This is a genomic window from Nocardia vulneris (assembly GCF_001613425.1).
GTDB lineage: Bacteria > Actinomycetota > Actinomycetes > Mycobacteriales > Mycobacteriaceae > Nocardia > Nocardia vulneris.
The window spans coordinates 37,120-51,331 of record NZ_BDCI01000041.1; the positions used below are offsets into that span (position 1 = coordinate 37,120).

Consider the following 14,212-nt stretch of genomic DNA (forward strand, 5'->3'; position numbering starts at 1 on the left):
GCCCCGGATCACAAGGAGTTCAGTATTTCGGCGAACCAGGCGGATGATATCCGGGGACCGCGACACGCATGGCCGCGACGTCGTCGCGCTCGCGCATGGCGGGCAGTTCCTGCCACCGCCGATGCAGCCGGGCCAGGGCGTCGCGGTCGAGTTCGACGCCCAGGCCCGGGGTATCGGTGACGGTGAGCGCGCCGTCGGTGAAGCCGAACGGTTCGGTGATGACGTCCTCCGGCTGCCACGGATAGTGCGTGTCGCAGGCGTAGTCGAGGTGCGCCACGGTCGCGGCCACCTGGGTCATGGCGGCCAGGCTGATGCCGAGGTGGGTGTTGGAGTGCATGGAGATGCCCTTGCCGTAGGCCTGGCAGACCGCGGCGAGCTCGCGGGTGGCGTGCAGGCCGCCCCAGAAGTGATGGTCCGACAGCACGACCTGAACCGCGTCGGCGTCGAACGCGGGCCGGATCTCGGCGGTGGCCGTGACGATCATGTTGGTGGCCAAGGTCATTCCGGTGCGCCGGTGCAGTTCGGCCATGTCGGCGAGGCGGGCGGTGGGATCCTCGAGATATTCCACGACGCCCGTGAGCTGCTCGGCGACCGCGGTCGCGGTGGCGAGCGACCAGCCGCCGTTCGGGTCCAAACGCAGGGGATGGCCGGGGAACGCTGCGGCCAGCGCGCGGATCGCGGCCACCTCGGCCGCGGGCGGCAGCACACCGCCTTTCAGCTTGAACGAGCGGAATCCGCCTCGGGCGCTGAACATCTCGGCCAACCGGACCACGCCGGCCGGATCGAGCACCTCCCCCCAGTCGTCGGACGGTGCGTCGGGCATCGGGTGTTCGGCCCACTTGTAGAACAGATAGCCGGAATAGTCGACGCGATCGCGGACCTTGCCGCCGAGCAGCGCGTGCACGGGCAGGCCCAGCTCGCGGCCGAGCGCGTCGAGTGCGGCGGTCTCGAAGGCGGACAGCACACTGAGCCGGACCTTGTCCGTGGTGAGGGTGCCGCGCAGACCGCCCGCGATCGGGTTGTCCGCCAGCACCTGGGCATCCGGCCGGTCGCCGTCGAGCAGCCGGAGGGCGTTGACCGCGGTCACCGGCAGGCCGATCAGGCTCGGCGCCGCTGCGGCCGCGCGGTCGAGATACTGCCGGTCGCCGTAGGTCTCGCCGAGACCGATCGCGCCGCTGTCGGTTTCGAGTTCCACGATCAGTCGCGGCGTGTACGGCTGGTGCACGCCGCCGACATTGAGCAGCGGCGCGTCGGCGATCAGGATGGGGGTGAGGCGGATGTCGGTGATGCGGCCGGACATGATCAGTCCCGCTTTCCGTCGATGCGGCGTGGCAGTCGCCAGGGGTTGTCCTCACGCAGCGCGGGCGGTAGCAACTCGTCGGGGAACCCTTGCCAGGCAACCGGTCTCAGGAACCGCTCGATCGCGGCGGTGCCCACCGACGTGGTGGTGGGGGCGGTGGTGGCCGGATACGGGCCGCCGTGCTGCTGGGCCCAGGACACCGTGACGCCCGTGGGCCAGTCGTTCCAGAGCAGGCGGCCTGCCAGCGCGGTCAGGGCGGGCAACAGTTCCCGGACGGTCTCGAACTCGTCGTCCTCGGCCCAGATCGTGGCGGTGAGACCGGGTTCGAGCTGTCGCAGCAGTGTTCGAAGGTCGGTGTGACTCGGGTACTCGACCACCAGTGCGGCGGGACCGAAGCATTCGGCGGCGAGCAGATCGCCTGCGGCGCGGAAATCCGCCGCGCTCACGCGCAGCAATGTCGGCCGCACCAGGTCGTCGGTGGTGTCCGGCGCGAAAAGTGCGTTGACCGAGGGATATTCGATCAGATCGGTGAGCCGTGACCGGAAGCCCGCCGCGACGCGGGGGTTGAGCAGAGGCTGCCCCGGTAGGGCAGCGACCGCGGCACCGAGGGTTTCGGCGAGGCCGTGATCCGACGGCAGCAGCAACAGACCCGGCTTGGTGCAGAACTGGCCCGCGCCCAAGGTGAACGAGCCCACGAAACCCGCGACGATCTCCGGGCCACGCGCACGAATCGCCCCCGGTAGCACCACGACCGGGTTCACGCTGCCCAGTTCGCCGTAGAACGGGATCGGCCGCGGCCGCGACACGGCGATATCGAACAGCGCCCGCCCGCCGGACACCGAGCCGGTGAACGCGGCCGCGGCGATCGCGGGATGGCGCACCGTGGTCGTGCCCGCCTCGATCCCGTGGATCACGGCGAACGTGCCCGCCGGAGCACCGGCCGCGCGCAACGCGTCTCGCACGATCGTGCCGGTGCGTTCGGACAGGCGCGGGTGTCCGGGATGCGCTTTGAGCACGACCGGGCAGCCCGCCGCCAGCGCGGCGGCGGTATCGCCGCCCGCGACGCTGAACGCGAACGGGAAGTTGCTCGCCGCGAACACCACTGTCGGTCCGAGCGGAACTACGCTGCGTCGCAAGTCGGGTCGCGGTCCCATCGGCCACTGCGGGTCGGCGTGGTCGACGGTCGCGCGCAGGAACGCACCGTCGGCGAGCACCTCGGCGAACAGGCGCAACTGGAAGGTGGTGCGCGCCAGTTCACCACGCAGCCGTGGGTGTTCCGGCAGGTGTGTTTCCGCGGCGGCCAACGGGATCAGCTCGTCGGCGGCGGCATCGAGCGCGTCGGCCACCTGTCGCAGCCAGCAAGCGCGGTCGGCCGGTGTGCTGTCCGCCAGCACTGCGGCGGCCGCGGCGGCCGCGTCGATGATCCGGGCCAGCTCGTCCGGTGCGGTGTCCATGAGTTCCTCCGAGAAGTCAGGCATGATCGATGATGACCTGGCTTTCCCAGATCCACTTCCATCGCGAAATGCGGTGCCAATTGCAGGTTTTCGCTCGCGGCGCGGGCCATCACGCGCAGGAACGGGGTGATGCCGCCGATTCGCGGGGCGTCCGGTTGGCTGATGTCGTTCGCACCCGCGCGGTCAGTTCCGTCAGTTCGGCCAGTTCCGTTTCGGTCAGGTTCGTCAGGGGCGGGCGCACCGGCCCGGCGGGTCGGCCGACCGCGGCCAACCCGGCCTTGATGATCGAGACCGCGTAGCCGGGACGGCGATCGCGGATGTCCAGGTAGGGGAGCACGAAGGCGCGCAACAGCCGATAGACGGTATCCCGATCGTGGGCGCGCACCGCCGCGTAGAAGGCGAGCGCGAACTCCGGCAGGAAATTGAAGATGGCCGAAGAGTATGTGGTGACGCCCATTTCGGTGTACGGCAGCGCGAAGGTCTCCGCGGTGGGCAGGCCGCCGATGAAGGTGAGCCGGTCGCCGAGGCGGGCGTAGATCCGGGTCATCGTCTCGATATTGCCGACGCCGTCCTTGAATCCGATCAGGTTCGGGCAGCGGTCGGCCATCCGCGCCAGCGTCACGTCGTTGCAGGTGGCGTTGGCCCGGCTGTAGAAGATGACGCCGAGCGAGGTCGCCGCGCAGACGGTGGCGACATGTTCCACCAGGCCCTCCGGCCCGGCTTCGGTCAGGTAGGGCGGCAGTAACAGAATGCCTTCCGCGCCCGCGATTTCGGCGGCTCTGGCCTGTTCCACCGCGGCCGCGGTGCCCGCCGTCGCGGGGGCGATGACCGGTATGCGGCCTGCTGTCTCGGCGACCGCCGCGCGGACCACCTGATCGATCTCCGCGGGCGTGAGCGAGAAGCCCTCACCGGTGCCGCCCGCGGCGAACAAGCCGGCCACGTCGTATTGGGCAAGCCAGGCAATGTGTTTGCGATACGCGGACTCGTCGAAGGCGAGATCGGTATCGAAATGGGTGACCGGGAACGACAGCAAACCCTGACCCAGGGCCGGGCCGAGTTCCGCGGCGGACAGATGCGACATCGTGTTCCTTTCAATGGGCGGGTGGCGGCGCGTCGAGCAGCTGCACGATCCGGTGCAGTGCCGGATTCGCGCAGTCCCGCCGCCAGACCGCGTACAGGACAACCGGATCGTCGACGCCGTCCAGCGGCCGGAACCGCACGCCGTCGGGATGGAGGTGACCGGCGGTTTCGGGCACCAAGGCCAGACCGCGGCCCGCCGCGACCAAGGCGAGCATGGTGTGCACCTGCGTCAGTTCGTGCGTCGACGTATAGGGCACGGCCGCAAGGATTCCCGCGACGAGGTCAGCGAAATACCGGGCCGGGCCCGGCGCGTACACCAGCAGCGTCTCGCCGCCGAGCCGTTCCACGGCGATCGGACCGGGCACGGCCAGCGGGTGGTCCGCGGGCACCGCCAGCATCAGCCGCTCGGAATGCACCAGTTCGCAATCGAATTCGGTGCGGTCGAACGGCGGCCGGGCCAGTGCCAGGTCCAGCTTGCCGCTGCGCAGATTCTCGAACTGAACCGAGCTCACCATTTCGCGCAACACCACCTCGACGCCGGGCAGGCCCTGCTCGATGTGGTTGAGAAAGCGGCCGAGGAAACCGAACCCGGAGGCCGCGGTGAATCCGATGCGGACCGTCCCGGCCCCGCCCGCGGCGACCAGGCGGGCCGTCCCCGGTGCGCCCTCGGCGAGGGCGAGCAGGCGGCGCGCCTCGATCAGGAACACCTCGCCCGCGGGGGTCAGCTGCGCCTGCCGCTGACTACGATCGAACAGCTCGACCCCGATCTCGCGTTCCAGCTTCTGGATCTGCCTGCTGAGCGGGGGCTGGGTCATCCGCAGCCGGTCGGCCGCGCGGCGGAAGCTGCGCTCCTCGGCGACCATGACGAAGCCACGCACCTGTTCGAGTGAAACCATGAGGCCCAGCCTGCCCGCGTCGGAGGGCTGCCGCCGCGCATCCGGCAAGCCGACCCGGTACCGGTCTCGACGGCGCGACCGATCGTCGTGCGCTGCGGTGCTCATGCGCCGGGCAGGTCGATGATCTCGACCCAGTTGGGGTTGCGGCCGACCGTGCGGCGGTGCACGGCGGTGAGCGCACCGGTCGCGGGATCGATGGCGTAGCTGGTCACCGCGTGGGACTTCTGACCCGCCGCGACGAGGAAGCGCCCGCTCGGATCGATGGCGAAACCGCGCGGCTGCGCCTCGGTGCGGGTGTGGCCGATCGGCTCGAGCGCTCCGGTGTCGCCGTCGACGCGCAAGCCCGCGAGGGTGTCCGAGCTGCGCTCCGAGACGTAGAGGTAGCGGCCGTCCGGCGTGACGCGCAGTTCGGAGACCCATGGGCTGCCCGAAAAGCCCTGGGGGAGCGCGGAGCTCGACATCGCCGGGGTCAGCGTGCCGATCGGCGGATCGAACAGGTAGCTCTGCACGGTGCCGTCCAGCTCGTGGCACGCGAGGACCACCCGGCCGCTCGGATGGAATACGAGGTGCCGCGGGCCCGCGCCGAGCGGGGTCTCGACGGCGGCGGGCCGGTTCGGCGTCAACCTGCCGGAAGCCGCGTCGAAACGATATTGCAGGACGTGATCGCCGCCCAGCACCGCGACGAACACGAAACGATTGGCCGGATCGACGACGATCGAATGCGCGTGCGGGGCAGTGGCGATCACCTCGTCCGGCCGCGGGCGGACGGTGCCGTTCGCGGCGATCGGCTGCACCGAGATCTGGTCGCCGCTGTACGAGGCGCCGAACAGGTACCGCCCGGTCCGGTCGGTCGACAGATAGGCCATGTTGTCCGGCAGCAGGGTCGAGCGCAGGCCGATCAGCCGTCCGTTCGTCGGTTCGATACCGAAAGCCGTGACCGAGAACGGTTCCGAGCGCAGTCCCGCATACAGATACCGGTGGTCCGGGGACACCGCCAACGGCATCACCGTGCCGTCCACCGGCACCGCGGCCACCGGCGTCAGCCCGCCGGTGGCGTCGAGTCGCAGCACCGAGATCTCGCGGCTGTCGGCGTTGGACACGTAGACGACGGTCACGCCTGCTGTCCCGTCGGTTGCCCGCCGACCCGGGCACGCAGCTCGAGTTCGATCTCCTCCAGGCTGCGGCCGTTGGTCTCCGGGACGAACCGCTGGACGAGCAGGAACATCACCACGCTGACGCCCGCGAAACACCAGGCCGATTTGGCCAGGCCCAGCTGGTCGTTCATCACCGGGAACAGGAAGGTGATCGCGAAGGTCGAACTCCACAGCACCACGCTGCCCACGCCCATACCGACACCGCGCACCCGCAGCGGGAAGATCTCCGCCATCATCACCCAGACCACCGCGCCCCAGCCGAGTTCGTAACCGGCCAGATAGACGTTGAGCAGGATCAGGGTGGTCAAGCCGGTGACGGTGCTGTTGTCCACGGTGAGCACGACGACGCCGAGCAAGAACAGCGACACCGCCATGCAGACATTGCCGAGCAGCAGCAACGGTTTTCGGCCCCACCGGTCGACCACGAAGATCACCCACGCCGTGAACGCCACCTTGACCGCGCCGAGCACGATGGCCGCCAGCAGCGAGGTGGAGTTGCCGAAGCCGAGATCGGTGAACATGGTGGGCGCGTAGAGGTTCACCGCGTTGACGCCCGAGAACTGCTGGCCGACAGCGAGAATCAGCGCGACGAGCAACGCGGGCCGGGCCCAGGGCGCCCACAGGTCGCGCAGCCTGCCCCGCTGCGCCACGTCGAGCTGATCGACCCTGCGAATGTTGTCCAGCTCGGCGTCGATTTCGGTGGAACGGTGAGTGCCTGCCAGCACGGCGCGTGCTTCGTCTTCGCGGCCGGCTTTCACCAGCCAGCGTGGCGTTTCGGGCAGCACGGTCATACCGGCGAACAAGGCCACCGCGGGGATGACGGCGACGCCGAACATCAAACGCCAGTTGCCGGAACCGGACAGCAGCCAGTCGACGATGTAGGCGAGCAGGATGCCGGAGACGATCATCAGCTGGTTCAGCGTCGAGAGCGCGACGCGCGCCCGGGTCGGGGCCAGTTCGGACAGATAGGTGGGCACGGTCGCCGACGAACAACCCACCGCGATACCGGTGACGAAACGGGCGATCACCAGCACCGTGACATTCGGCGCCGCGGCGCATCCGAGCGCGCCGAGCCCGAAGACCGCGGCCGCGATCATGATGGTGCGGCGGCGGCCGAGCCGGTCGGTCAGGCGGCCCGCGGCGGCGGCGCCGAGGATCGCGCCCGCCGCCAGGCAGCCGCCGATCACGCCCTTGGTGACCGAGGACAACTCCCACGCGTCCTTGACGAACAACAGCACGCCCGAGATGACGCCCAGGTCGTAGCCGAAGAGAATGCCACCGAGCGCGCCGAAGAAGTAGAGGAAGTGAACATTGGTGCCGAGGGCGGATTTTCGACCCGGCACCGTGGATTCATCGTGCATTGTGTTGCGCTTCTTTCGCGGTCGAGCAAGCACCCGTCGCGGCGGGGGCCGCACGGGCGTTGTCGAGAGATGGGTGTCAGAGCGGGTTGGGTTCGCCCAGTGGGGTTTCCAGGAACGGGCCGCCGAGAAAGACCGGGGCGGCGCCCGCGGTGACCTCGGTGGCGAACTTCTCGGCGTCGTCCAGACTCCGGTAGCCGAGCTGCTCGGCCTCGGCCAGGGAGACGATGGCGCGGGTGTTCTTCGAGACGCCCCAGACCACTTGGAAGCCAGGGCTTTCCGCAGAGAGACAGGCTTCGAACAGCCGGGCGCCGTCGTCCGGGGACAGCCAGGTCGACAAGCCGCGGACATCGTGCGGCCGTTCGAAACACGAGCCGATCCGGACGCAGATCACGTCCATGCCGAACCGGGAGTGATACAGGCTGCCGAGCGCTTCGATCGCGGCTTTGCTGAATCCGTAGTAGGTGTCCGGTCGCGGGGGCGCCTCGCCCGCAATGCCGTTCGGTCCCGCTTCGCCGACCCGCCGGTAGCCGACGGTGTGATTGCTGGACGCCAGCACGACGCGGGTGATACCCGCCTGTCGTGCCGCTTCCAGAACGGTATGGGTGCCATCGACGTTCACCGCGAGCACTCGCTCCCAGCTGTCCTCGCGGCTGATGCCGCCCAGATGGATGATCGCGTCCACCTCGCGGCAGGCCGCTGCCATGCCGGCGGGGTCGGTGAGCGAGCCGGTGCACAGCTCGACCTGTTCGCCGGGGTGCGGCGCGGGCAGTTCGGCGAGATCCAGGAGCCGTAGGGTGCGGCCGGGCCGGGCCAGGCGCGGTCGCATCAGGGTGCCGATGCCGCCGCCCGCGCCGGTGATCAGGATTCGGTCATAGCTCATCCGGCATCGCCTCTGTCCGGGCATATATCGGAAGATGCTGCGGGGCAAGAACCTTCATACATCACTGTCCTCCTGGGCCCGCGAGGAGTGTGGGGTGGGTCACTCCTCGCGCGACGTGTCAGAAGGGTAAGACGCTGAATTGATGCCTGTCCAACACCTGTTCGCTATCTACTGATGCTGTGCGGGCATCAATACTGTTGGCGGCACGCGAATGCCCCGATCCCGTGGGGACCGGGGCATTCGTGGTAGCTAGACCCGGCTCAGCGGCCTGATCTCGCGCAGGCGGGTGAGTTTGTTCGGGTTGCGGACGATGTAGATGTGGGTGATCCGGCCGTCCGCCACGGACAGGCTGATCGTGGCGTCGAGCTCACCGCCGGTGTCGACCCGCAGCGCCGCGGCGCCGTTGACCGACACCGACCAGAGGTGCGCACCCGGCACGAAAGCGGGGAACTGGGCGAACATGCGCGCTGTCCGGCGCGCTCCGCGCAACGGATGCGGGAACGCCTGCACGATCCCGCCGCCGTCGGCGACCAGCAGCACATCGGGGGCGAGCACGTCGAGCAGGGCCTGGACGTTGCCGGTCTGGATCGCGCTGCGGAACCGCGCCACCGCGGTCTGCTGCTCGACCCGAGTGACCGGCACGCGCGGCCGACGGGCGGCCACGTGCTCGCGCGCCCGGCGGGCGATCTGCCGGACCGCCGCCGCGGACTTCTCCAGCGCACCGGCGATCTCCTCGTACGGGGCGTCGAACACCTCGCGCAGCACGAACACCGCGCGCTCGGTCGGGCCGAGCGTTTCCAGCACCGTCAGCATCGCCATCGACACGTGCTCGGCCAGTTCGACATCCTCGGCCACGTCCGGACTGGTGAGCAGCGGTTCGGGCAGCCATTCGCCGACGTACTCCTCGCGCCGCCGCGCCACGGTGCGCAGCCGGTTGAGTGCCTGCCTGGTGGTGGTGCGCACCAGATAGGCGCGCGGGTCACGCACCTGCGCCCGGTCCACCGCCGCCCAGCGCAGCCACGTCTCCTGCACCACGTCATCGGCGTCGGCGGCGGAACCGAGCAGCTGGTACGCCACCGTGAACAGCAGACTGCGATGGGTGACGAACGGGTCGTCGCTCGTGCGGTCGCCCTTCGGTGTGGCCCGGAGCCCGCCCGGCCCGGCCGTGGTCGGTGCGCTCATGCCCCGGACGCTACCCGGCTCGGCTGAGCCAGCGGACGCAGCTCGCAGGCGGCCGCGAACCCCTGGGCCTCGATGCCGAGCGCGGTGTTGGTGCGAGTGGCCATGTTGGCGAACGCGATCCAGTTCGTCAGCTCGACCAGTGCGGCGGCCCCCAGTTCCGCGAGCAACGCCGCGGACAATTCGTCGGTGACGGTGGGCGGTGTCTGACTCATCGCCTCCGCGTACGCCATCACCTGCCGCTCGAGCGGCGTGAACACGGCGGAGTCCCGCCAGCGCGGGACTTCGCGCGCCTTCACCGCGTCGAGGCCGTCGTTGTGCGCGTGGAAGTAGCCGAAGTCCAGGCACCAGGTGCAGCCGACGAGCGAGGCCACTGCCATGTGCGCGAACGATTTCAGGTTCGCGTCGGCGCGATCCCACTTGGCCACCTTGCGGCCGAGTGCGCTGGTGTCCATGACCACAGCGGGGTGATGCCACATCACTTCGAGCGGTTCGGGTACCTCGCCGAACATCTTGCGGGTGATCGCCTTCGCGAGCCTGCCGCGGAATCCGGTCAGTGCCGCCTTGGGGATTCGGGGTGTGCCGGCCATGTCGCGCCTCCTTGTCGATTCCTACGACATGAAGACACCGGCCGCGCGCTCCGTGTGACACCGCGGCCCTTTTTCGACGCCCGCCCCTTCCGGCCCAACCGACGCGGGCTCATCGGGCTCACCCGAGCGCAGCGCCTCTCCCCGCGGAAGAGGCGCTGCGCGCGCGAAGTTCAGCCGGCGTCCGCCGCCACCTGCAGGCCGGGCACGGTCTTGGTGGTGTTGTGCCGGAAGATGTTGACCGCGCCGATGACCTCGTCGGACTCGTCGCGAATGGGGAAGACGTTGACCAGGGCGAGCAGCCGGAAACCGTCGGGCTGTTCGCAGATCACGTCGGCGTCGCGGACGGTGCCGCCGTTGTTGATGACCACCGACGGCGGGGCCGCTTCGTGCGGCATGACCTCGCCCGACGGGTAGCGCAGCCGGAAGGCGCCGCAGTACTTTTCGCTCGTGCCCAGTTCGGGACTGCGTCCCCAGGCGCCGATGGCGGTCTTGTTGCAGGCGATCAGCGTGCCGTCCTTCTCCAGGACGTACATGCCGACCTCGATATCGTCCATCGCGGCTTGGTCGCCGAGCAGACCTCCGGGCACCAGGTGCCCGCCTTCGAGCTTGCCGTGAAACTTCAGATCGTCCAGTTCACCGGCGGTGATTTTCTCGCTGATACTCATGTCGTTCCCCTCACTCGGAATCAAGTGGCACAGCAATGTTCGGCGAAGGAAATCCAGGCGCGTCGCTCGATCGAGCACAAGTGACTTCAGCGCCACTTTCACCGCACGCCAGTGTAACGAGATCGCCTGGCCGGACAGTCTTTTTCAGGAGGGGAACCGTGATTGCCGTTCTGCGACAACAATTCTTGCGAAATGTCCACCCGATCAGGGGGTTGCGCTCGTTTCGTTTTCGGTGGGAATTTCTTCGCGGCGCGGTGCCGGTGGCGCCTCCGCGGCGTCCAGGGCGCGCAATTCTTCGCGGAGCGAACCGATCTCGTCGGCGAGTTCGTCGCGCAGTGCTTGGCGTTCCTGGAGACTCGCGAGCAGGCTGTCGATGGTGTCGTTCATGGCGGCGAGCTTTTGATCGGCGCCGCCGAGCCGCCATTCGATGACCGCGCGGCGGTCCACGTCGTCGCTGGCGGTGCGTACCCAGCCGACGACATAGTCGAGCCATTCGGGTTGTTTGGGCATCTCCTCGTCGCCCTCCCAGCCGCGTCGCACCGATACCTTCGGGGACAGCACCCGGTCGCCGGCCTGGCCCGCGGCCGGGGAATGCATCTGCACGAGGTTGAGTTTCCCGGCGCTGGTCACCACGGCGGTGAGGCGATAACGCCCGGCTAGATGCATTTTCAGTTCGGCCGCGCCCTTGCCGTCGGCGTCGAGGGCGCCCAGCCACGGCCCTTGCGCGGCAGTGATGATCGATTCGAGGACGCCGAGCTGTCCGGCCGCCCGGCGCACCCGGTTCGCGCGCTCGTGCAGTTCGTCAGGTGAGGCGGTCATCTGGTCCCAGTGCATCCGCACCTCCGCTTTCTCGTTCGATCGACTTCAGCAACGGCAGTTCTGACGAACGTACCGTCGCGGTCGGCGCAAACGTGTTTTGTGCACGCGGGGGAAACGAGATCGGGTGGGCGGCCGCGCGGCACACCCACCCGATCGGTCCGAGGAGCTGGCGTCAGTGCTCCTCGAAGTTATTTCTCCAGCTGCACCGCGTCGACCGGTCCGGTGCGCTCCAGCTTGGAGTGCGTGCGCGAGTAGAAGAAGTAGACGGCCAGGCCGGCGACCAGCCAGACCGCGAACCGCACCCAGGTCTGCCACGGCAGCGACCAGATCAGGTAGAGCGAGAAGCCGATGCCGATCAGCGGCACCACCGGCATCAACGGCAACCGGAACTGCCGCGGCTCGTCGGGACGGGTGCGGCGCAACACGATCACGGCGACCGAGACGACGATGAACGCCATCAGGATGCCGATGTTGGTGAGCTCGGCGACGACGGTGATGTCGAGCAGACCGGCCATCACGGCCGCGCCGATACCGACGATCCAGGTCACCCGGGTGGGCACCTTGCGCACCGGGTGGGTCTTGGCGAACCATTCGGGCAGCAGCCCGTCGCGGCTCATCGCGTACCAGACCCGGGTCACGCCGAGCATGAAGGTGAGCACGACGGTGACGATGCCGACGATGGCGCCGATCGCGATGATGTTCGCGATACCCGGCTGGCCGACCGCCTCGAACGCGGTGGAGAAGCCGCTGGTCGGGCTGATCTCGGTGTACTTCTGCATGCCGGTGAGCACCAGTGTGGCCAGCACGTACAGCACCATCGCGATGGCGAGCGAGTAGAGGATCGCCTTGGGCAGGTGCTTCTTGCCGTCGGTGGATTCCTCGGCGGCCGTGCTCATCGCGTCGTAGCCGAACACCGCGAAGAACACCGTCGCCGCGCCGGTCCATACCGCACCGGAACCGAACGGGAAGTACGGGGTGTAGTTGGAACTGTCGATATGGAACACGCCGAGCACGATGATCAGCAGCACGAGCGCGACCTTGATGCCGACGGCGACGGTCTCGAACCGGCCGACGCTGCGGATACCGCGCGAGAGCAGCCAGGCCGTGCCCAGGCAGAACAGCATGGCGAACACGTCGACGACATGCCCGTCGCCCGTGCCGTGCGCACCCATCATCCAATCGGGCAGCGTGACGTCCACCTGCTCGAGCAGGAAGCGGAAGTAGCCCGATACGCCGATCGCGACGACCGCCGCGACCGCGATGTACTCCAGCAGCAGATCCCAGCCGATGAACCAGCCCGCGATCTCGCCCAGCGACACATAGCCGTAGGTGTAGGCCGACCCCGCCTTCGGCACCATGCCCGCGAATTCCGCGTAGCAGAGCGCGGCGGCGGCACTGGCCACACCGGCGATCAGGAACGAGATGAGCACCGAGGGACCGGTGACCGAATGCGCGACCGCGCCCGCGAGCGTGAAGATGCCCGCGCCGATGATGCCGCCGACCCCGATGGCGGTGAGCTGCCATAGACCGAGCGAACGGGCCAGCTGTTCGTCGGCCGGCGCCCCCTCGTCGTCGGCTATCTGCCCCATGGGTTTGCGGCGCAGCATTTGGCTACGCAACTCCGCGATGGACATGTCGTTCCTTTCGTCCTCCGCGTCACGCGACTGTGCGTAACGCAGATCACACTTCGAGCTGTGGTTACTAAATACGACCACAGCGCCGGTGTGATCGGCGAGTTGGCCAAATATTGTTCAGTGGGTTTATTCGGCGGGCCAAGCCGCGGCGCGCAAACCGGCACCCGATACGGATCGGTGCGGCCCGCCGGATCGGGCGAGCCGCACCGAAAAGTGCGATTACCTCAGCGTGCGCTGCCCGGCTTCAGCGAGCGCAGGAAGAACGCGACGTTCGCCGGGCGTTCGGCGAGCCTGCGCATGAAGTAGCCGTACCACTGGTCGCCGTAGGGGACGTAGACCCGCAGGTGATTGCGTTCGTCGACGAGCCTGCGCTGTTCGGCGTCGCGGATGCCGTAGAGCATCTGGAACTCGAACTCGTCGGCTTTGCGATGCGTCGTCTCGACACACTCCAGCGCGGAAGTGATGAGCGCCGGATCGTGGGTGGCCACCATCGGGTAACCGTCGCCGAGCATCAGCACCCGCAGGCAGCGCAGGTACGAATCGTCGACCGCGGCGCGCTCCTGGAACGCCACCGACGCCGGTTCCTTGTACGCGCCCTTGCACAGCCGGATGCGGGAGCCTGCACCGGACAGTTCCCGGCAGTCGCCCTCGGTACGGCGCAGATACGCCTGCAGCACCGTGCCGACGGTGGGGAAATCGGCGCGCAGTTCCCGCACGATGCTCAGGGTGGAGTCGGTGGTGGTGTGGTCCTCCGCGTCGACGTTCACCCAGACACCGGCCGCTTCGGCGGCCGTGCAGATCTGGCGGGCATGCTCGAGCGCGACGGCGTGACCGTCCTGCGCCAGCGACTGGCCCAGCGCCGACAGCTTGAGCGAAACCTCCAGCGGCCGAACCGTTGCCGACTCCGCGGGGGCGTCGAGCCGGGCCAGCTCCGAGAGCATGTGCAGGTAGTGGGTGACGGTGGTGCGGGCCTGCTCGATCTCGGTGGTGTCCTCACCGAGGTAGTCGATGGTGACGTAGCGGCCGGACGCCAGCAGCGTCCGCACCGCCACCATCGCCTGATCGGCGGAGTCACCCGCGACGAACCGGTCGACGAGCTTCTTCGTCGTCGACATCCGGGTGATCGTGCGCTCCATGCGCGGCGAGCGCGACGCGGCCAGCATGGCCGGACGCAACAGGGTCGAAAAGGCCATCACGCCT

The 14,212-nt window shown here is 68.6% G+C and carries 12 protein-coding genes and 2 pseudogenes; all 14 read right to left on the minus strand.

From position 1 onward, the window contains the following. Nucleotides 1-19 precede the first annotated feature (19 nt). The 14 genes and pseudogenes from NVU01S_RS34890 to NVU01S_RS34950 all read right to left on the minus strand — a co-directional run bounded on the left by NVU01S_RS34890 (nucleotide 20) and on the right by NVU01S_RS34950 (nucleotide 14,205). Nucleotides 20-1,300, minus strand: a complete 1,281-nt coding sequence (locus NVU01S_RS34890; protein ID WP_043665544.1) for an enolase C-terminal domain-like protein — start codon at nucleotides 1,298-1,300, stop codon at nucleotides 20-22. A 2-nt stretch (nucleotides 1,301-1,302) separates the two neighbouring features. After that, nucleotides 1,303-2,778 (minus strand): aldehyde dehydrogenase (NADP(+)), encoded by a 1,476-nt coding sequence (locus NVU01S_RS34895; protein WP_209444760.1) that lies wholly within the window; start codon nucleotides 2,776-2,778, stop codon nucleotides 1,303-1,305. Between the two features lie 80 nt (nucleotides 2,779-2,858). Next, nucleotides 2,859-2,918 (minus strand): annotated as a pseudogene (locus NVU01S_RS45500) (hypothetical protein); the annotation flags it as partial. 14 nt (nucleotides 2,919-2,932) lie between these two features. Further along, nucleotides 2,933-3,835: pseudogene (gene kdgD, locus NVU01S_RS34900) on the minus strand (5-dehydro-4-deoxyglucarate dehydratase); the annotation flags it as partial. 10 nt (nucleotides 3,836-3,845) lie between these two features. After that, entirely contained in the window at nucleotides 3,846-4,730 is an 885-nt protein-coding gene (locus tag NVU01S_RS34905) for a LysR substrate-binding domain-containing protein (RefSeq protein ID WP_043665726.1), read from the minus strand. Between the two features lie 101 nt (nucleotides 4,731-4,831). Further along, nucleotides 4,832-5,845, minus strand: coding sequence for a lactonase family protein (locus NVU01S_RS34910; protein WP_043665538.1), 1,014 nt, complete (start codon nucleotides 5,843-5,845; stop codon nucleotides 4,832-4,834). After that, nucleotides 5,842-7,245 (minus strand): sugar porter family MFS transporter, encoded by a 1,404-nt coding sequence (locus NVU01S_RS34915; protein WP_052280261.1) that lies wholly within the window; start codon nucleotides 7,243-7,245, stop codon nucleotides 5,842-5,844. Before NVU01S_RS34915 ends, NVU01S_RS34910 begins: the two co-directional genes overlap by 4 nt. Nucleotides 7,246-7,321: 76 nt before the next feature. Continuing rightward, nucleotides 7,322-8,125, minus strand: coding sequence for an NAD-dependent epimerase/dehydratase family protein (locus NVU01S_RS34920; protein ID WP_043665536.1), 804 nt, complete (start codon nucleotides 8,123-8,125; stop codon nucleotides 7,322-7,324). Between the two features lie 249 nt (nucleotides 8,126-8,374). Further along, nucleotides 8,375-9,307: an RNA polymerase sigma-70 factor gene (locus NVU01S_RS34925; protein WP_082031880.1), complete on the minus strand. Its 933-nt coding sequence runs from the start codon at nucleotides 9,305-9,307 to the stop codon at nucleotides 8,375-8,377. After that, complete coding sequence (locus tag NVU01S_RS34930; protein ID WP_043665533.1) at nucleotides 9,304-9,894, minus strand: carboxymuconolactone decarboxylase family protein; 591 nt, start codon at nucleotides 9,892-9,894, stop codon at nucleotides 9,304-9,306. The genes NVU01S_RS34925 and NVU01S_RS34930 overlap by 4 nt, the downstream gene beginning before the upstream one ends. Nucleotides 9,895-10,064: 170 nt before the next feature. Then, nucleotides 10,065-10,559, minus strand: coding sequence for a PAS domain-containing protein (locus tag NVU01S_RS34935; RefSeq protein WP_043665530.1), 495 nt, complete (start codon nucleotides 10,557-10,559; stop codon nucleotides 10,065-10,067). 204 nt (nucleotides 10,560-10,763) lie between these two features. Continuing rightward, nucleotides 10,764-11,378, minus strand: coding sequence for a hypothetical protein (locus tag NVU01S_RS34940; RefSeq protein ID WP_156161446.1), 615 nt, complete (start codon nucleotides 11,376-11,378; stop codon nucleotides 10,764-10,766). A gap of 188 nt (nucleotides 11,379-11,566) precedes the next feature. After that, nucleotides 11,567-13,012 carry an amino acid permease gene (locus tag NVU01S_RS34945; protein ID WP_043665524.1) on the minus strand — a complete coding sequence of 482 codons (1,446 nt, stop codon included), beginning with the start codon at nucleotides 13,010-13,012 and terminating at the stop codon, nucleotides 11,567-11,569. A gap of 224 nt (nucleotides 13,013-13,236) precedes the next feature. Next, a complete protein-coding gene (locus NVU01S_RS34950; protein ID WP_043665521.1) occupies nucleotides 13,237-14,205 on the minus strand; it encodes a proline dehydrogenase family protein in 969 nt (322 codons plus the stop codon). Between the last annotated feature and the right edge of the window lie 7 nt (nucleotides 14,206-14,212).

Excerpts from the sequence above, each read along its gene's own strand:
- NVU01S_RS34925 (WP_082031880.1), bottom strand. The coding sequence starts at position 9,307 with ATGAGCGCACCGACCACGGCCGGGCCGGGCGGGCTCCGGGCCACACCG.
- NVU01S_RS34950 (WP_043665521.1), bottom strand. The coding sequence starts at position 14,205 with ATGGCCTTTTCGACCCTGTTGCGTCCGGCCATGCTGGCCGCGTCGCGC.
- NVU01S_RS34930 (WP_043665533.1), bottom strand. The coding sequence starts at position 9,894 with ATGGCCGGCACACCCCGAATCCCCAAGGCGGCACTGACCGGATTCCGC.
- NVU01S_RS34905 (WP_043665726.1), bottom strand. The coding sequence starts at position 4,730 with ATGGTTTCACTCGAACAGGTGCGTGGCTTCGTCATGGTCGCCGAGGAG.
- NVU01S_RS34945 (WP_043665524.1), bottom strand. The coding sequence starts at position 13,012 with ATGTCCATCGCGGAGTTGCGTAGCCAAATGCTGCGCCGCAAACCCATG.
- NVU01S_RS34915 (WP_052280261.1), bottom strand. The coding sequence starts at position 7,245 with ATGCACGATGAATCCACGGTGCCGGGTCGAAAATCCGCCCTCGGCACC.
- NVU01S_RS34895 (WP_209444760.1), bottom strand. The coding sequence starts at position 2,778 with ATGCCTGACTTCTCGGAGGAACTCATGGACACCGCACCGGACGAGCTG.
- NVU01S_RS34940 (WP_156161446.1), bottom strand. The coding sequence starts at position 11,378 with ATGACCGCCTCACCTGACGAACTGCACGAGCGCGCGAACCGGGTGCGC.
- NVU01S_RS34935 (WP_043665530.1), bottom strand. The coding sequence starts at position 10,559 with ATGAGTATCAGCGAGAAAATCACCGCCGGTGAACTGGACGATCTGAAG.
- NVU01S_RS34920 (WP_043665536.1), bottom strand. The coding sequence starts at position 8,125 with ATGAGCTATGACCGAATCCTGATCACCGGCGCGGGCGGCGGCATCGGC.
- NVU01S_RS34890 (WP_043665544.1), bottom strand. The coding sequence starts at position 1,300 with ATGTCCGGCCGCATCACCGACATCCGCCTCACCCCCATCCTGATCGCC.